We start from the raw sequence: 18,189 nt of genomic DNA on the forward strand, positions 1-18,189 counted from the left end.
CATTTTTTCGGAAAAACAACAAAGCTAGTCGATGACTCTCCATAATAAATTGAGTTGATGCGAAATTTTTGGATAGGGTAGGGACTAAAAACAATAATGGGAACCACTCGGTATGAATAGTTCCCATCCGTTACTTGACGACCGAAATCATCTTTCACGCCAGGCTACTGTTATTTTGACCGGCTGATCATTGAATCGAGGATTCTTGTTTTCAGCCCATGGCTTTCCGGCAGTGCCTGTTACAGCATCGCCATCCAGCTGTCCGCTCAACAGACCCGAAGGTTGTTTTCCCGGACGAAGTTTTTGACAGCTTTTGAGGAATTCTGGTCTTGCGATCATCCTTCGCTCAAATTTCGATGTTTAATGAACCGGAGTTCCAACGATCTCTTATTATCAGTCCGGAACGAATTCCTTTTCTGAAAATAGCCATCAATCTTAAAACTACTTCATCTGCCGAAGCAAATCGTTTTCGTTTTAATCAAGCTTGTAAAGAACGAGTCTTTGGTTGCTTAAACTTCGGCTCCTTTGGTGCGCAAACCCGAGGGTTTGGATGATTTGACGCTGGCTCAGCTAAGAGCTTTTGTCGCCTCCATATTTCCGGAGCAGTCTTTTATCGCTCACCTGATAGTATCAAATGTACATTGAAAAACCAATATAAGTCAATTATTTTGAGGGTTTTAAATCAACCTGCTGTTAACCGGAGATATTAACAATTGTTGATAAGTTCTATAGGGTTTATGCCGCTTAACTTACCGGAAGGTTTTCAATACGCTGTCGCGTTGGTTATGAACAATTTTGGTGCCTGATGCAAGATTGAAATTAACATGAGCTGTACTGTGGGACAAAAAAAATGCTCCCGAACAGGGAGCATTTTAAGTCTTATGACACTGAATGGATTAACATCCCGGAATATTTTTGTCGCCGGCTTGTTCATGATACCATTTGAGTGGATATGATGATGGGCGCTCAATAGGTAATCCGTAGAGGCGGTCCATAACCAGACTTGCCAATACGCCAAGTGCTCTTGATACTCCGAACATGACCGTGTAGAAGGAATGCTCTTTGATGCCATAGTGGTAAAGCAAAGAACCTGAATAGGCATCTACGTTTGGCCAGGGGTTTTTCACCTTTCCGGTTTCTTCCAAAATTGGCGGTACCACTCGGGAAAGCGTATTAACGATATTGATTAGTTTATCGTCTTTCACATATTTTTTGGCAAATTCCTGTTGTGCTGTAAACCTTGGATCAGTTTGACGCAAAACGGCGTGTCCATACCCCGGAATAACGCGGCCTTCAGCTAGTGTACGTTTGGTATAGGCAATAATTTCGTCTTCCGATGGAGTTTCGGTATCCAACTCCTGAAGCATGGCGAAAATCCAATTGATGACTTCTTGATTGGCGTAGCCATGAAGTGGACCGGCTAATCCAAGCATACCTGCAGCATAGGCGTAATAAGGGTTGCTAAGCGCAGAACCAACCAGGTGTGTGGCATGAGCCGAAACGTTTCCACCTTCATGATCGGAATGGATCACCATATACAAGCGAAGCAAACGCTTCACTTCTTCGCTGTCGTGTCCCATCATGTGAGCTAGATTGCCAGCCCAATCCAGACGTGGATCCGGTTCAATATGATGGTCGTTATAGAACTGGCGGCGATAGATGTACGCTGCGATTCTTGGCAAACGTGCAATCAGATTCATCACATCCTCGTAAGTCGTGTCCCAGTAGTGCTTCTTGTGAACTCCGGTACGGTATGCCTTCTGAAAAATTGAATCTGTAGCCATGCTGAGAATAGCCGCACTGAACTGAGTCATTGGGCGGGCATTCTTTGGAATGGCATCAATTACGTCAAACACATGTTGCGGCACATAAGCCCGTGTTGCCCAGTCTTTGCTGAGGTTTAACACATCGTCACGCTCCGGAATTTCTCCGATCAACATCAGGTAAAAAAGTCCTTCGGGAAGTGGCTCCCCATCGGGATTCAGTCGAGGCAGTTTCTCACGAAGTTCAGGAATGGTATATCCACGAAACCGAATTCCTGTTGTTGGATCCAGCTTCGAAGTGTCAGTAATTAAACTTGGCACACCTTTCATCCCTGTCATTACCTGTCCTATGGTTACGTTGGCAATTACTTTATCACCATGTTCATTTTTAAGCCGTTGGTATTCGTTAACGCACTTGCTTGCTTTTTGGTAAAACCGATTTTTAATGTATTCCATTTTTAAAGTATTTTAGTTTGATTTTTTTTTCAATTTAGTGAATATTCCGGATTATTTCATCAGCAAACTCAGTGGTAGACAACAGGGTTGAACTTTCCATCATTGCATGCAGGTCTGATGTCACCCGACGTTTGGCAAAGGTATGCTCCATGGCATCGAAAACATGTTCGGCTGCTTCATTCCACCCAAGGTACTCAAGCATCATGACTCCCGAAAGAATAAGTGAGCTCGGGTTGGCTTTTCCAGTGCCAGCAATGGTTGGCGCTGTGCCATGGGTAGCCTCAAAAATGGCATAGCCACTCTGGTAATTGATATTAGCCCCGGGCGATATTCCAATTCCACCTACCATTGCTGCCAACTGGTCGGAAATATAATCACCATTCAAATTCATGGTTGCAATAACAGAATGATTGTATGGATGCAGTAAACTGTCTTGAAGAAAGGCATCGGTAATCACATCCTGCACAATCACTTTTCCTGATTTCTTTGCTTGTTCAAGCGCTTTTTGTGCATCCAGCTGCCCTTTTTCCAGCTCAATTTGCTGATACTGGCGCCAGGTGAACACCTGATCGGTAAATTCTGATTCCGCTAAATCATAGCTCCAGTTCTTGAAAGCACCTTCAGTAAACTTCATAATGTTCCCTTTGTGTACAAGTGTTACTGAGGGCAGATCCCGATTAATAGCATAATGAATAGCAGCTCTTACAAGCCTTTCAGAGCCTTCTCTCGAGATAGGTTTTACGCCAAAAGAGGAGCTTTCCGGAAATCGGATCTCTGAAGTCACACCCATTTCATGAATCAGAAAATCCCGAAACTTGTTCGTCTTTTCCTCGCCGGTCATAAATTCAATTCCAGCATAAATATCTTCCGTGTTTTCCCGAAAGATATGCATATCAACCATTGATGGGTAACGAATGGGAGACGGAACTCCCTTAAACCATCGCACCGGCCTCAGGCATACATACAAATCGAGTGTTTGACGCAAAGCCACGTTGAGCGAACGAATTCCTCCTCCTACAGGCGTCTCGAGCGGCCCCTTAATTCCAACCAGGTAATCCTTAAAGCTATCGATAGTCTCGTCAGGGAGATATTGACCGGTAGTCTTAAAGGCTTTTTCACCTGCCAAAACTTCTTTCCAAATCAGTTTCCGGGATGATCCATAGGCTTTTTCAACAGCAGCGTCTAAAACTCTTTGGGACGGTTTTGTAATATCCTTGCCAATTCCATCACCCACAATATAGGGGATGATGGGTTGGTCGGGTATTTTTAGGATCCCACTTTCGAGTTTGATTTTTTCTCCCATAGTTAGTTCGCTGTTAGTCTGCTTTTCAGGTTGGTATCAATTGCATTTAGGAATTCCTCTGTTGACAAATAGTGCTCTTGTTTCAGATCCTTTTCGTGAATAATCAGGGCCAAATCCTTAGTCATTTTTCCACTTTCAATAGTTTCAATACAAACTTGCTCCAGTGTGTTGGCGAAATCAATCAAGGCTTGGTTGTCATCCAGTTTTCCTCTGAAAGCCAATCCCCTTGTCCATGCAAAAATGGAGGCAATTGGGTTGGTTGATGTGGGATTTCCCTGTTGGTGCTGGCGGAAGTGGCGCGTAACTGTTCCGTGAGCAGCTTCTGCTTCCATGGTTTTACCGTCTGGAGTGATCAAGGTTGAAGTCATTAATCCTAACGAGCCAAATCCTTGTGCAACCGTGTCCGACTGCACATCGCCATCGTAATTTTTACACGCCCAAACATATCCGCCTTCCCATTTCATGGCAGCAGCTACCATATCGTCAATTAAGCGGTGTTCGTAGGTAATTCCGGCGGCTTCAAATTTTTCTTTAAATTCATTATTGAAGACTTCCTCAAAAAGATCTTTAAAGCGTCCATCGTATTTTTTCAAGATGGTATTTTTTGTTGAAAGGTAGAGTGGCCAGCCTTTGCTGAGCGCCTGGTTCATACACGCGCGGGCAAAACCGATGATGGATTCGTCGGTGTTGTACATGGCCATGGCTACACCGTCGCCTTCAAAATCAAAGACATCAAACGATTGCACTTCGCTGCCATCTTCAGGGGTAAAGGTAATGGTCAGTTTCCCCTTTCCTTTGGTTAGGAAATCGGTTGCACGGTATTGGTCACCAAAAGCATGACGCCCTATACAAATCGGTTTTTTCCATCCCGGCACCAATCGCGGAATATTATTAATGATGATGGGTTCGCGGAATACTGTTCCACCCAAGATGTTTCGGATTGTTCCATTAGGTGAGCGCCACATATTTTTCAACTTGAATTCAGTTACCCTTAACTCATCTGGGGTAATAGTCGCGCATTTGATTCCCACGCCATACTTTTTGATGGCATGAGCAGCATCAACGGTGATCTGATCATCTGTTTCGTCACGTTTTTCCATTCCCAAGTCATAATACTTGATGTCCAGATCGAGGTAAGGGAAAATGAGTTTTTCTTTAATAAATGACCAAATAACCCGGGTCATTTCATCTCCGTCCAGTTCAACAACTGGATTTACTACTTTAATTTTTTCCATTTCGGGTGTCTAATTTTTGATTAGTTATTTTGTTGTTTAATTAAATTTAATGCTGAGCCGGCTTTATACCATTCAATTTGCTGTGCATTGTAAGTATGATTCAATTGGATAATCTCCCTGGTTCCATCGGCATGTACCAACTCGACATGCAATGGTTTTGCCGGTCCGAATTCTGATAAATCAATAAAATTGAATTTGTCATCTTCCTGAATTTTATCGTAGTCTGTTTCGTCCAAAAACGTGAGGGCCAGCATGCCCTGCTTCTTCAGGTTGGTTTCGTGGATTCGCGCAAATGACTTAACAATGACTGCTTTGACTCCCAAATGACGGGGCTCCATGGCGGCATGCTCACGCGATGAACCTTCGCCGTAGTTGTGATCGCCCACGACTACTGTTGGGATATTGGCTGCTTTGTAAGCGCGCTGTACTTTAGGAACTTCATCGTAACTGCCGTTCAACTGATTTTTGACCTTGTTGGTTTCATTATTAAAGGCATTGACAGCTCCGATAAGCATGTTGTTGGAAATATTGTCAAGATGTCCGCGGAAGCGCAACCAGGGGCCCGCCATCGAAATATGGTCAGTGGTGCATTTTCCGGCTGCTTTAATCAGCAAACGGGCGCCATTCAGATTTTTTCCATCCCATGGGGCAAATGCCGAAAGCAGCTGCAGACGACCAGAATCCGGTGCTACAATAATACTAACCGATGAACCATCAGCGGCAGGGGCTTGGTAGCCGGCATCTTCAACCGCAAATCCTTTGTCGGGCAGCTCTTGTCCTGTTGGTGGATCTAAAACAACTTTCTGCCCATCTTCGTTCACTAATTTGTCGGTCATTGGGTTGAAAGTGATGTCGCCGGCAATGGCAAGGGCGGTAACCAACTCGGGCGATGCTACAAAAGCGTGCGTGTTGGGATTTCCGTCGGCACGTTTCGAGAAGTTCCGGTTAAAGGAGTGTACAATGGTATTTTTCTCGCCTTTTTCGGCTCCCGGCCGATTCCATTGTCCAATACAAGGGCCACAGGCGTTGGCGAATACACTCGCCCCAATTTTATTAAAAATGTCGATAAAACCATCGCGCTCAATGGTGTATCGAACTTGCTCTGAGCCTGGAGTAATAGTAAATTCTGACTTTGTTTTCAAATTTTTATCTACTGCTTGCTGAGCAAGTGAAGCAGCCCGCGAAATATCTTCGTATGATGAATTGGTACACGAACCAATTAAACCAACTTCAATTTTGGTCGGCCATCCGTTTTTCTTTGCCGCTGCGGCAACCTGTGAAATCGGTGTTGCCAGGTCTGGTGTGAATGGCCCGTTTAAATGAGGCTCCAGTTTATCCAGATCAATTTCAATCAATTGATCAAAATACTTTTCAGGATTGGCATACACTTCTTGGTCAGCTGTCAGATGCTCTTTGATTCCGTTGGCCAGATCTGCTACTTCTGAGCGTTCAGTTGCCCGCAAGTAGCGCTCCATTGACTCATCGTAACCGAAAGTTGACGTTGTTGCTCCAACTTCGGCTCCCATGTTGCAAATGGTTCCTTTTCCGGTTGCCGAAAGTGATTCGGCGCCTTCTCCAAAATATTCAATAATGGCACCTGTGCCTCCTTTTACCGTTAAAATACCAGCTACTTTCAGGATAATATCTTTAGGAGCGGTCCAGCCACTAAGTTTTCCGGTTAGTTTCACACCAATCAGTTTAGGGAATTTTAGTTCCCAAGCCATACCGGCCATCACGTCAACAGCGTCGGCACCACCTACGCCAATGGCAACCATCCCCAGCCCGCCGGCATTCACAGTGTGCGAGTCAGTTCCAATCATCATTCCGCCAGGGAAAGCGTAGTTTTCCAAAACGACCTGATGAATAATACCAGCTCCCGGCTTCCAAAAGCCAATGCCATACTTGTTTGAAACCGACTCCAAGAAATCAAAAACTTCTTTGTTGCTTTCCAACGCGAATTTCAAGTCGGTACGTCCGCCAACACTGGCCTGAATTAAGTGGTCGCAATGCACGGTTGAAGGGACTGCAGTTCTGCTTCTTCCTGAATTCATAAACTGGAGCAAGGCCATTTGAGCGGTGGCATCCTGCATGGCAACCCGGTCGGGCGCAAAATCCACATAGTCACCCCCTCGTTTAAATTCCGTGACTTTTTCAGGTTCAAACAGGTGGGTGTACAAAATTTTTTCAGACAGGGTAAGCGGTTTCTTTAATACTTCTCTGGCCTTGTCTATACGAGGGCCAAAATTCTCGTAGGTTTTCTTTATTAAATCTAAATCAAACATATTGTGGTTTTTTAATCGATTGTATTTCGGGTTCAATATTCTCATCTTCCTTAACAAAAACAGCCGCTAAAGGTTTCCCTTGAAGGGCTTAAGATATCAAAAAATCCGTGATAAGATATGTATCTATTTACATATTTTAAAACAGTATTCTTTATTTAGAATAGATAAAAAGAAGCGATCTGGCTGGAATCATTTTCTGAAAATATGTTCTCTTGGAAAGAAAGGAGCTGAAGTCTCTATTTGAGGAGATGCTTAATTGGTTGATTTTTAGAAATAAAAAAACCACCAGTTTGGTCTGGTGGTTAACTATGGTTTGATTCCATGTTTTGGCTTAGGGAAGAAAACTAAGCAAGGTGTCGCCACGAAGTCCTCTTCGGAGAGTTTCGAGCGGAATGACCTCCGTTTCGGAAATATTGCCCAAATTGACGTTAGCTCCCAGTAATTTGATAAACCACACCTGCTGGCTTTTTAGCGGGGCTTCCCATAAGATATGTTCTGTGTTGATTTCTTTTTTGATATCCATGATCAGTTGGCTGTTGGCTGATCCGTCTTCCTGGTAGATGCCCATGTTGCCACTTTCGCGGGCTTCGGCAATGACTTTCCAGGCACCCGCTTCCAGTTCACTTTTCATCCATGATACCCATTCGGAATTACTGATTTCTTTTCCCCGAAGTTTGGTTCCAACTTCTGAGAAAATCTCAAAATCCTTTGCCAGGTCAGCGATGTACTGGCATTTTTTATCGTGCTCAATCGGAAGGACACCATCGGACACTTCGGCTGTTTCAACGCCGCTGTCGGTGATAAATTTACGGTAGTCGTCGAACATGTTCCGGGCCACGAATGCTTCGAAAAGTGTACCGCCAAAGTAAGGTCTGACGCCGGCAGACTTGTAAAGGCTGATTTTATCTTTTAATCGGGGAGTCAGAAGGCCGGTGCCAAATCCAAGCTTGACAAAATCCGTGTACTCTGCCGCTACTTCACATAAATCTTCTGCCTGTCGCAGGCTTAGTCCTTTGTCCATAACCATTGTCAGACCTGATGAGCGTGGTTTTTCAGGGCGTCCAGGAATAAACGGTAAGTTGAAATTCATGGTTAAAATTTGGTTGATTGGTATTCTTTTATGAGTTGTTTGATGGATTCGTTTTGTTGTGCTTTGGGGTAGTAATCAAAAAGATCGCGGTAACTGTTGAAATCAGCTTTCAGTGCGATTTCAAAGTAATCGGTGGCCGAACGTTCTTCGTTATTTTCAAGCAAATAAGCGGTTAGCCTGTAATTGATGTTCGAGTCGTCAGCGATAATCTTGTGTGCTTTTTTCAGGATGTCGATCGATTGCTGAAGCAGGCCTTGTTCGTATTGCATTTCAGCATACGAAATCCAGCTTTCACGGTTGTCGGGATCCAATGTTGTCGCCATTTCAAATGCTGACTCCGCCTGATCGTAAAGGCCAAGTTCATGATTGATTTTCCCATACATGAGCCAAAAGTCAGGATTGGCATCATCCAATTTGAGGGCTTTTTTAATCAACGATTGGCTTTCTGTCAGGTTGTTTTCGATCCACATAACCAAGCCTGAACCATACCAGGCTGTAGCATTGTTTTTATTGAGGCGAATGGCTTTGCGATAGTTGACCAAAGCTTCATTGTACCGATCCAGGTTCAAATAACACTCCCCTAAATAGCAGTAGGCATCGTCATTCTCCTTATCGATTTCCAGGTATTCGAGATAACATTCGATGGCTTCTTCGTGCTGGTTGTTGTTCGACAGAGCGTTGGCTTTATTGAAAAGTGCCTGTTCAAACTCACCATTCAGTGCAATCGAAAAGTCGTAAGCCTCAACCGCTTTATCGTGCTGCCCAATCCTGTTGAAAGTAATGCCTAAGTTGTACCAAACTGATGGATTAAACGGGTCGATGTCGAGGTATTTGTTGTAATACAGAATGCTTTTCTCATCCAGGTTATCCTTGTCGCAATAATAGGCGAGTTCGTACAATACTTGTTCGTTTTCCGGGTTGGCATCGTAGGCTCGTTCCAAAAACGAAATAGCCTTTTTAATTTCACCGGCTTGACCTAACGTGAGACCGATGTTGTAGAGCAACTCGTCTTCTTCATCGTAATTGTGAAAAATGGCTTGTTCATAAGCCAAAATGGCTGCATCAATTTGCTCAAGCATGATGAGTGCTGAGCCTTTAATCAGGTAGACATCCGAGTTACTGTCTTCAATTTGCTCGACTACGCGAATGATTTCAAGCGTTTCTTCAACTTTTTCGTCGACCAAAAGAAGTTGTGCTTTCTTAATTTGCAGTGCTATGGATGTGGGATGAAGTTTCATTCCGTTGTCGATGGCTAAATTAGCCATGCTTATTTGTCCTTCATCCAGAAAATAATCCACAATGCCTTCTACTTCAAAAACATCAAAATAGTCAACTTGGTTGGCATTCATCATTTTTTCGAAGCGTTTGACGGCTTCCCCTATCTCCTCGCTGTCGTAAAAGTCCCTTGAGTCTTCTTCCATAGAATCAAAAAATTGCAACTGCAAATTTAATAATACTTTTTAGAATTACTTAATCCGGCTGGTGCTCTTTTCGTAATAAGTCGTTGACCGCTTTTACCGGATTGAAAGTCAGTATTGGAACTTCCACAAACAGCGTGTTCCAATCAGCCATGGCGCCATTCCATAAGCCCGGTAATTCCTGGGCCTTTAATTCTTTTCCGTCTTTCGATTTATATGATATGAATCCTGTTTTCGGATCTCTGTATTTTAAAAGATTGTAGCTTTCTCCTTTATAGTTTTTTGTTCCACACATTAGGTCAACAGGATTAAAGTGAGTGGCCTTCTGAATGATGTTCGCCTGTTGTTCGTCCGATAGGTCTACTTGCACGCTTTCTACAATCTGCAGGGAAATGGAGCCATCGGCATTTTTTGCCCAGAATGGACCTCCGCCGGGTTCACCTTCATTTTTCACTATGCCACAGACCCGAATGGGGCGGTTAAACTTCAGTTTAAGGTAGTGATATAACTCCTCCTTTTCGGAATAATATTGGTTTTCAGGCGGCTTTACATTGAGTACGTTTTCGAGAAAACTTGAAGCTTCAGAATAGAATTTGCTGTCCAAAGCGGTATAGTGGCGCTCATCCAAAATTTGCTGGTAGCTGAAAATTCGTTTCTGGTAGTTGAGCAACAGCCCGGCCAGCGCCTTTTTGTATTTTACGGTTTCATCTTTCAAATAATCGGGCACTACATTATCAATGTTTTTAATGAAGATCAGGTCTGCATCCAGATCGTTCAGGTTGTCGAGCAAAGCGCCATGTCCGCCGGGGCGAAAAAGCAGGCTGTTATCGTCATTTCGGAAAGGCTCGTTTTGCAGGTCCACCGCAATGGTGTCTGTGGCTGGTTTTTGCTGGCTGAATGTGATTTCATAGCTGACATCAAACTCACGTTCGTAAACCTCCTGTATCTCTTTTAAATGACTTTGAAATGCCTCCTGATGTTCGGGAGAAACCGTAAAATGGATCTTTACCTTGCCGTTTTTGTCTTTTGCGTAAAGCGCACCTTCAACAGCATGTTCTTGAAAAGGTGTTCTCGATTTTTCCTGGTATTGATGAAACTGTAGCAGGCCTTTGGGCAGGTTCCCGTAGTTCAGTCCCGACTCAGTTAACACCAGCTTTAGTATTTCCAGTTTCGACAACTGATCAAGCGGGTTGCCAGCTGTTTTTTTTAGGTCATTGTAAAAGGCAAAGTCTTTAAGCCGGTCAAAAAACGTTTTTACCTCTTGGTCTTGCAGGACTTCGGCTTCCGGTGTTCCGTTTTCAAGCTGATCGATTGCTGAGTATAAGCTTTTAAACATCCGACTGGCAGCACCCGATGCCGGGACAAACTTCAACAAGGAAATTCCTTTTGCAAGTTGATGTTCAAAAAAGTGAATAAACTCATCGACATGTAGTTCATCCAGTTGGATGATTCCCTTTCCCAAAGTAGCTGCTTGGATAATTTCCAGGAATGGAAATCCATTTTCAAAGTTTTTGACTTGTTCTTTTACGGTGTTCAGGTCACTCCCTCTTTCTTCGATGAAAACCAAATCTTCGGCACTAAACATAGTAGGATGATTTTTGAATTACGTTAAAATTAACTAATAGCACTTAGAATTGGAACGCCTGAAAGCCCCGAGAGTTCTAAAGTTTTCAACATTTGTTAGCAAGTTTAAGATTAATTTTTCATTTTCAGACGAATAGAAGAATTGCTTCGTAGATCAAAGATGAAGTTGATATTGCATTTCCTGCCCAATTTGTGTTTTTCAGGCAGAAATGACTTATTTTGCTCAATATTTTGGCTTATGAGGGAACAGGTTTACCCATGGGGACATGCAAATCGCTATAATGATTTTTCGACTTATTTCAGAGGAAAGTTCAGCGGACGGGTGCAGAAAGTGTCGGTTGACGCTGGATTTACTTGCCCTAACCGAGATGGGACAAAAGCGCTGAATGGCTGCTCGTATTGCAATAATCAAACGTTCAAACCGGATTATTGCCGGTTGGAAAAAAGTATTTCTGAGCAGATTCAGCAGGGCATTGATTTTTACTCGAAGAAATATCAGACGATGCGTTTTTTGGCTTATTTTCAAGCCTATTCAAATACTTATGCTGATATAGCCATTCTGAAAGAGCGGTACGAGGAAGCTTTGAAGCATCCGAAAGTTATTGGGCTCGTTTTGGGAACCAGGCCTGACTGCGTGAATGCGGAGATTCTAGATTATCTGGCTCAACTTTCAAAGATTTATTATGTGATGATTGAATATGGGGTTGAATCGGTCAAAAATGAAACTTTGATGCGAATCAACCGGGGACATCAGTTTGCAGAGGCCAAATGGGCAATGGAGGAAACGGCCAGGCGGAGAATTCATTCTTGTGCGCATTTAATTCTGGGGCTTCCGGGCGAAACAAGGGAAGACCTATTGAGCCAAGCCCGGACGATATCGAAATTGCCGGTTGAAAATCTGAAATTACACCAGCTTCAGATTCACAAAGGAACACGAATGGCTATCGAATTTAACCAGCGGCCAGAAGATTTTCATTTGTTTACGGCCGAAGAATACCTCGATCTGGTCGTTGATTACCTGGAGCTGCTAAGCCCTAGAATTATTATCGAACGCTTTGTGAGTCAGGCGCCATATGCGCTGTTGATCGCTCCCCGATGGGGCTTGAAAAATTTTGAGTTTGTGGCAAAGCTTGAAAAGCGATTGGCTGAAAGAAATACCTGGCAGGGAAGGCTATTTGAGTAGCTTCAAATTCCAATTTCGAGTTTTAGATGTTGAATTTCTCAAAAAAAAAGCAATTGTTTCTTCTTCTGTAACCTTTGGTTTTTATAATGTAAAAGCCATTCTTGTTTTTTCAAAAGTATTTGTTTGAGATTTAAAAGTGATTGGTTATTAGTCAACACAAATACTGCTTCCGGTAAAAGTAGTTTTACATTTGTAGGTCTTGGGTGTTTATTTGTTAGACGTAGATTGAAGTTTGCCAAAAAACGGGGTGTTTTTTTCAAAGGTTTTGTTTATGTGCCGAAATCAGATTGAAATAATGGAAAACTAATGATCACTTTTGCGAAAGTAGAAGTCGAATTTTCCTCGAAATACTTCTTACTGCCTTGCAAATACCCGTTTTAATAGGTCGGTCACCCGAGCTGCCGGGTCTTCGCGGATGTTCTTTTCAGTTTCGCCAATTTTCAGGAATAGACCATCCAAAGCCCGCTTGGTCAGGTATGTGCTCAGATCCGTTTCTACGGCCTCCAAGTCGGCCAACTGGCCCACAAACGAGCCGGCTACCTGGTTCCATTTGCCAGTCATTTCGTCCCAAGATTGTTGCGCGGAGTAATTGCCCACAATCTTCTTGTCGAGTGAACCTTCAATTTTGGGTTGGTAAAGGGCAAGCAGGTCATCGTAATTTGTTCGCCGCAAATAATCCGTAGCGGCATAATTACCTCCGGTTAAAATACCAGCTGCATCCTGAATACTCATCGTTTTGATACTATTGACCAGGATTGGAGCTGCTTCTTTGGCGGCATCCGACGCGGCATGGTTGATGCTGGCAATGACCTTATCAACCAAATCCTGTCCACCCGGCAGTTTGCTCAAATTCTTGGTGATGATGTCTGCTTCAGGTGGAAGCAAAATCTTTACGGCTTCATCTTTCAAATAGCCATTCAATCCCGAAAGTTCGGCCACTGAACTGTCGGTGCCAACAACCAGGGCCTGTTTCAGACCGGCAATAATCTCGCTTTGGGATAGCGGTTGTTGCTCATCGTAAATAGTTTTGGCAATTTGCTGCATTTCTGCACAACCGACGAGCAGGAAAAACAACCCGAGGAACCTAAATTTTGTATTCATATTGTATGATCTAATTGGCAATGACTAATCCAGAATCTTTTTTAATAAATCTTTGCGGTTCAATTTAATTAATTCTTGCCGGATTTGCTGTTTGTACTCCTTTTTATACCAGAAAAAGAATTTGCGTTGTGATAGTTTTTCCTTCTTCGATTTAGCTGTGTAAATTTTCTCCATCGTATAGGGATGGTAACCGGTGTAGTAAATGACCGTTGCCAACGTCATGGGTGTTGGCGTAAAATCCTGTACTTGTTCCAGCTTAAAATCCAGCTGTTTGGTTTCGGCAGCCAGGTTGGCCATGTCGGTGTTCCGGCAGCCTGGGTGGCTCGAAATGAAATAAGGCACCAGTTGTTGGTTTAGCCCTTCCTCCTTGTTGATTTCGTTGAACACTTTATTGAGCTTGTAAAAATGACTAAAAGAAGGCTTACGCATGACTTTTAATACATCGTCAGAGGTATGCTCTGGGGCTACTTTTAAGCGCCCTGAGACATGGTATTTCACCACTTCGCGCAGGTATTCCATGTTGTTTTTGTTGACCTGCTTATCTTTCGTTTCATGTAAAATCATATCATAGCGAATACCGCTTCCCACAAAAGCTTTTTTGATTTTCGGATTTTGGCGAACCTTGCGGTACAGGTCGAGCATCGGTTTATGATCCACGTCCAGATTTTTGCATACTTCGGGGAAGATACACGACGGGCGCTTGCATTTACGACAGATCTCTTCATGGATCCCCTTCATTTTGTACATATTGGCCGACGGGCCGCCCAAATCAGAGATATATCCTTTGAAGTCGGGCATTTGAGTGACTTGTTCCACCTCTTTCAAAATGGATTTCTCTGAGCGGCTGGCAATGAATTTTCCCTGGTGTGCCGAAATCGTACAAAAAGTACAGCCACCAAAGCACCCGCGGTGAATGTTGATGGAGTGCCGAATCATCTCGTAGGCAGGTATGGTTTCCTTGTTTTTGTATTTTGGGTGCGGAAGTCGCGTAAATGGCAAGTCATAAAAACGGTCGATTTCCTTTTCTTCGAGCGGTGGCCAGGGCGGATTAACTACCACCTGCTGGTTTCCGATTTGCTGGGTGATCTTATTGGCTTCTGACTTATTGGATTCCTCTTCAATATGCATGAAGTTTTTGGCAAACTTCTTTTTGTCACTCAGGCATTCTTCGTGCGAATACAGATCGATGTTATTCCACCTTTTATTGGTGGCGTAGTTGTCATCTTTATCAACCAAAAAGGCTGTTTGTGGAAGATTCGTAATGGTGCGGGCATCAACTCCTCGCTGCACCAATCGGGTAAAGTCGAGAATCGATTTTTCGCCCATTCCGTAGAAAAGTAGATCCGCTTTTGCCTCTTTCAGGATGGATGGTTTCAGCTTGTCTTGCCAGTAATCGTAGTGCGTCACACGGCGCAGGGAAGCTTCAATTCCACCCAGCATGACTGGTGTGTCAGGGTATAATTTCTTCAGAATGTTGCAATACACGGTGGCGGCATAATCCGGGCGTTTGTCATGCTGCCCGCCAGGAGTATAGGCATCTTTGGATCGCTTGCGCTTGTTGGCGGTGTAGTGATTCACCATCGAATCCATATTCCCCGAGGTCACCGCAAAGTAGAGGCGGGGAGTACCCAGCTTTTTGAAATCACGCAAGTCGTCGAGCCAGTTGGGCTGGGGGACAATGGCCACGCGTAATCCTTCGGCTTCCAGTATCCTGCCAATTACAGCAGCTCCAAACGATGGGTGGTCAACATAGGCATCGCCCGTAAACAGGATGATATCTGCTTCATCCCAACCGCGTTCGTCCATTTCTTTCCTGGTGGTTGGCAACCAATCGGTTGTCTGGTATTTTTCGTATAACTGATTCACGTATGGCTTATTCTTGATTTGTGTATGCAAAGTTAACCTGCTTTTATTGATTTAAAAGACTTTGACCTCTTTTTTAGGTGGGAATATGTTTAAAAAACCATGCAATCATGTAAAACCAAGCTTTATACTTTCTAAATTTAGACCAAGTTTAAAACCTTAATCATGGACATTGTCAAACCCAAAGACATTCTAAAAGCCAACCCTTATCTGGCATATTTGGGAGGAGAGAACCTCGCGAAGTTTATCATGTATGTTTTGCGGTTTAGTAAGCTTAACCGCCTTTACGGCCAGATTGCTGACAAGCAGGGCATTGAGTTTGTTGATGAGTTGATTAAAATTCTGGAAATCAACTACGAGTTTGATGCAGATGAGTTACGTAAGGTCCCTAAAACAGGGGCTTTCATTGTTGTGGCCAACCATCCGTTTGGCGGGCTCGATGCCATTCTGCTAATTAAAATCTTATCCCTAGTGCGTCCGGATGTCAAGGTGATGGCTAATTTCTTGTTGAAAAAGATTGATCCTATCAGTGATTTTTTTTTGCCAGTCAATCCATTCGAATCCCGCAAAACCATTTCATCTGACTTTGGCGGAATTAAAAGTGCGATGAAGCATCTGGATTCGGGAGGCGGGCTTTGCCTGTTCCCGTCTGGCGAGGTTTCGGGATACCAGGCCAATTATAAAATTACCGATCAACAGTGGCAGTATTCGGCACTTAAATTTATCAAGCACGCGAATGTTCCGGTTGTCCCGGTTTATTTTAGCGGTCACAACAGCCGCTTGTTTTATCTCATAGGCCGAATCAAGCCCAACCTGCAGCAGGTAAAGTTGCCATCAGAATTGCTAAACAAAAGGCGTAAGCCTGTAAAAGTTAGGATTGGTTCCGCCATTTCGGTTAGTGAGCAGGACGCCTTTCCTGAGGTGTACCAGTTTGGACGCTACCTGAGAGCCAGAACTTATAGCTTGAATTCGCGAATTCAGGTAAAGCGCTTTTTCAACTACTCGCTGAAACGGCAGAAACGGGTCGAAGAGATTACGAAACCGTCGTCGCCCGAGACGATCAAGAATGAAATAGCAGGATTAAAAAGCGAAAGTTTATTGTTTCAGGTGAAAAACTTCAGGGTGTTCTGTGCGCCGTCCAGCGAAATTCCGACCATCCTCTATGAGATTGGCCGCTTGCGCGAAATCACTTTTCGCGAAGTGGGCGAGGGCACTAATCGAAGTATTGATTTGGATGAGTTCGACCTGTATTACCACCAGCTTTTTATTTGGGATGACGAAGCCGGGAAGCTCGTCGGGGCCTATCGCATAGGCAAAGGAGCGGATATTTTGCATGAGTTTGGCCTGCGCGGGTTTTACGTTCACAGTCTGTTTAAGTTGCGCGACACATTCGAACCAGTGCTGGAGCAGGCCATTGAACTCGGTCGGTCGTTTGTGGTAAAGGAGTACCAGCGTCAGCCATTACCCTTGTTTTTGCTGTGGAAAGGTATTTTATATTTTCTGCTGAAAAACCCGGAGTACCGTTATTTGATTGGTCCTGTCAGTATCAGCGCCAATTACGCGAAAACATCGAAAGAGTTGATCATCAAGTTTATCATGTCGCATCATTTCGACTGGCAAAACGCCCGGCTGGTTGCTCCGCGAAAAGCATTCAAGTTTAAAAGTCCGGATCCGAACATGAATGTCATCATGGAAAACCTGGATGACATCAACAAGCTCGACCGGTTTATTGGCGACGTTGATCAGCTCAATACCGGACTGCCGGTATTGCTAAAAAAATACATCAAGCTGAATTCAAAAATCATCGGATTCAATGTCGACCCCAAGTTTAACAATTGTTTGGATGGCTTAATTTTGCTCGATGTTTACGATGTGCCCAAAGGCGTGATAGAGTCGCTTTCGAAAGAAACTAACGATGGAGCAATTTTGAATCGTTTTTATAGTAGTCGTGAATAATTTCAACTTTCTTTGTAAGCCAGATGTTTTAAGAATAAAATTAACATGATTGTATTATGAGATTATTACTATTTGCATTGCTAATTGGTGCTCTTTCGTTGCCTTCCTGTGTTCAGAACAAGAAAAAGGAAGCTGTACAACCTCTCGATACCAGTTCACTGGTTCATCAGGTTACGGTTGATGAAGTGATTCAAACCAGCACGTATACTTATTTGAAAGTAACTGAGAATAGCCAGGAAAAATGGCTGGCTGTAAACCGGCAGGAAGTTGAAGTGGGAGAGCAATATTATTATGAATCGGCTCTGGAAATGAAGGATTTCGAAAGCAAAGCATTGGATCGGGTGTTTGAATCCATCTATTTTGTACAGAAATTCAGCAAACAGCCCATTGAGTCGAATAATCCGGTGGCCGGAAAACAATCGCCACAGGGTAAGGCTCTGGAAGATTTTAATGAAGGGCTTCAGGTCAATCCGGTCGAAGGCGGGTTGACTATCGCTGAACTGTATGCATCGAAAGACGATTATTCAGGACAAAAAGTCATGGTAAAAGGGCAGGTTGTGAAAGTAAATAAGAACATCATGTCGCGCAATTGGCTACACATTCAGGACGGAACCAAGCATGGCGAAAATTACGACTTAACCATCACGTCGAGTGAAGCGGCTGAAGTGGGTGACGTGATTGTTGTTGAAGGTACGGTCACCCTGGACAAAGATTTTGGTGCCGGCTATTTTTATGAACTGATCATGGAAGACGGAAAAATAAAGCAATAGCTCGTTAAACGAGCAGAAACGAAAAAAGGGTGCCTGCTAAGCGGAGGCACCCTTTTTTCATATGCTTATCGTTTCATATTAATTAACTGTGCATAAGTTTCATACTGAACTTCAATGCTTTTTGGTGAACATCGACGTATGGAACTCACCGATAAAAATCCCCTTAGGCGTAGACCGTGGTTTTT

At 43.6% G+C, this 18,189-nt stretch carries 13 protein-coding genes; 3 read left to right on the top strand and 10 right to left on the bottom strand.

Annotation, left to right across the window (positions count from 1 at the left end; all coding sequences use genetic code 11):
* Positions 1–147: 147 nt before the first annotated feature.
* From AAC033_RS01535 to AAC033_RS01570, 8 genes are all read right to left on the bottom strand, one after another.
* Positions 148–339 carry a hypothetical protein gene (locus AAC033_RS01535; RefSeq protein WP_339734635.1) on the bottom strand — a complete coding sequence of 64 codons (192 nt, stop codon included), beginning with the start codon at positions 337–339 and terminating at the stop codon, positions 148–150.
* Between the two features lie 557 nt (positions 340–896).
* Complete coding sequence (locus AAC033_RS01540; protein ID WP_339734637.1) at positions 897–2,219, bottom strand: citrate (Si)-synthase; 1,323 nt, start codon at positions 2,217–2,219, stop codon at positions 897–899.
* Between the two features lie 34 nt (positions 2,220–2,253).
* Positions 2,254–3,522 (bottom strand): NADP-dependent isocitrate dehydrogenase, encoded by a 1,269-nt coding sequence (gene icd / locus AAC033_RS01545; protein ID WP_339734639.1) that lies wholly within the window; start codon positions 3,520–3,522, stop codon positions 2,254–2,256.
* Positions 3,523–3,524: 2 nt separating this feature from the next.
* Positions 3,525–4,757, bottom strand: a complete 1,233-nt coding sequence (locus tag AAC033_RS01550) for an isocitrate dehydrogenase (NADP(+)) (RefSeq protein WP_339734641.1) — start codon at positions 4,755–4,757, stop codon at positions 3,525–3,527.
* A 20-nt stretch (positions 4,758–4,777) separates the two neighbouring features.
* Positions 4,778–7,039, bottom strand: coding sequence for an aconitate hydratase (locus AAC033_RS01555; RefSeq protein ID WP_339734643.1), 2,262 nt, complete (start codon positions 7,037–7,039; stop codon positions 4,778–4,780).
* Positions 7,040–7,370: 331 nt separating this feature from the next.
* Positions 7,371–8,129 (bottom strand): phosphosulfolactate synthase, encoded by a 759-nt coding sequence (locus tag AAC033_RS01560; protein WP_339734645.1) that lies wholly within the window; start codon positions 8,127–8,129, stop codon positions 7,371–7,373.
* 2 nt (positions 8,130–8,131) lie between these two features.
* Positions 8,132–9,550: a tetratricopeptide repeat protein gene (locus tag AAC033_RS01565; RefSeq protein WP_339734647.1), complete on the bottom strand. Its 1,419-nt coding sequence runs from the start codon at positions 9,548–9,550 to the stop codon at positions 8,132–8,134.
* 49 nt (positions 9,551–9,599) lie between these two features.
* Positions 9,600–11,132, bottom strand: a complete 1,533-nt coding sequence (locus tag AAC033_RS01570; RefSeq protein WP_339734649.1) for a DUF4301 family protein — start codon at positions 11,130–11,132, stop codon at positions 9,600–9,602.
* Between the two features lie 237 nt (positions 11,133–11,369).
* Here AAC033_RS01570 and AAC033_RS01575 point away from each other — a divergent pair, with 237 nt between their 5' ends.
* Positions 11,370–12,314 (top strand): TIGR01212 family radical SAM protein, encoded by a 945-nt coding sequence (locus tag AAC033_RS01575; protein WP_339734651.1) that lies wholly within the window; start codon positions 11,370–11,372, stop codon positions 12,312–12,314.
* 354 nt (positions 12,315–12,668) lie between these two features.
* Here AAC033_RS01575 and AAC033_RS01580 read toward each other — a convergent pair whose 3' ends face one another.
* Together AAC033_RS01580 and AAC033_RS01585 are read right to left on the bottom strand one after the other, a co-directional pair.
* Positions 12,669–13,415: a DUF4197 domain-containing protein gene (locus AAC033_RS01580; protein WP_339734653.1), complete on the bottom strand. Its 747-nt coding sequence runs from the start codon at positions 13,413–13,415 to the stop codon at positions 12,669–12,671.
* Between the two features lie 24 nt (positions 13,416–13,439).
* Complete coding sequence (locus tag AAC033_RS01585; protein WP_339734655.1) at positions 13,440–15,311, bottom strand: YgiQ family radical SAM protein; 1,872 nt, start codon at positions 15,309–15,311, stop codon at positions 13,440–13,442.
* A gap of 132 nt (positions 15,312–15,443) precedes the next feature.
* On the opposite strand from AAC033_RS01585, the gene AAC033_RS01590 reads away from it, so the two are divergent.
* A complete protein-coding gene (locus AAC033_RS01590; RefSeq protein ID WP_339734657.1) occupies positions 15,444–17,234 on the top strand; it encodes a GNAT family N-acyltransferase in 1,791 nt (596 codons plus the stop codon).
* Positions 17,235–17,290: 56 nt separating this feature from the next.
* A complete protein-coding gene (locus AAC033_RS01595) occupies positions 17,291–18,004 on the top strand; it encodes a GW dipeptide domain-containing protein (protein WP_339734659.1) in 714 nt (237 codons plus the stop codon).
* Positions 18,005–18,189: the final 185 nt, after the last annotated feature.

This window comes from uncultured Sunxiuqinia sp. (assembly GCF_963974515.1).
In the GTDB taxonomy this organism is placed as follows: domain Bacteria; phylum Bacteroidota; class Bacteroidia; order Bacteroidales; family Prolixibacteraceae; genus Sunxiuqinia.

Bases quoted from the DNA above. Each gene is read 5' to 3' on its own strand.
- AAC033_RS01535 (WP_339734635.1), bottom strand. From the start codon at position 339: ATGATCGCAAGACCAGAATTCCTCAAAAGCTGTCAAAAACTTCGTCCG.
- AAC033_RS01540 (WP_339734637.1), bottom strand. From the start codon at position 2,219: ATGGAATACATTAAAAATCGGTTTTACCAAAAAGCAAGCAAGTGCGTT.
- icd (WP_339734639.1), bottom strand. From the start codon at position 3,522: ATGGGAGAAAAAATCAAACTCGAAAGTGGGATCCTAAAAATACCCGAC.
- AAC033_RS01550 (WP_339734641.1), bottom strand. From the start codon at position 4,757: ATGGAAAAAATTAAAGTAGTAAATCCAGTTGTTGAACTGGACGGAGAT.
- AAC033_RS01555 (WP_339734643.1), bottom strand. From the start codon at position 7,039: ATGTTTGATTTAGATTTAATAAAGAAAACCTACGAGAATTTTGGCCCT.
- AAC033_RS01560 (WP_339734645.1), bottom strand. From the start codon at position 8,129: ATGAATTTCAACTTACCGTTTATTCCTGGACGCCCTGAAAAACCACGC.
- AAC033_RS01565 (WP_339734647.1), bottom strand. From the start codon at position 9,550: ATGGAAGAAGACTCAAGGGACTTTTACGACAGCGAGGAGATAGGGGAA.
- AAC033_RS01570 (WP_339734649.1), bottom strand. From the start codon at position 11,132: ATGTTTAGTGCCGAAGATTTGGTTTTCATCGAAGAAAGAGGGAGTGAC.
- AAC033_RS01575 (WP_339734651.1), top strand. From the start codon at position 11,370: ATGAGGGAACAGGTTTACCCATGGGGACATGCAAATCGCTATAATGAT.
- AAC033_RS01580 (WP_339734653.1), bottom strand. From the start codon at position 13,415: ATGAATACAAAATTTAGGTTCCTCGGGTTGTTTTTCCTGCTCGTCGGT.
- AAC033_RS01590 (WP_339734657.1), top strand. From the start codon at position 15,444: ATGGACATTGTCAAACCCAAAGACATTCTAAAAGCCAACCCTTATCTG.
- AAC033_RS01595 (WP_339734659.1), top strand. From the start codon at position 17,291: ATGAGATTATTACTATTTGCATTGCTAATTGGTGCTCTTTCGTTGCCT.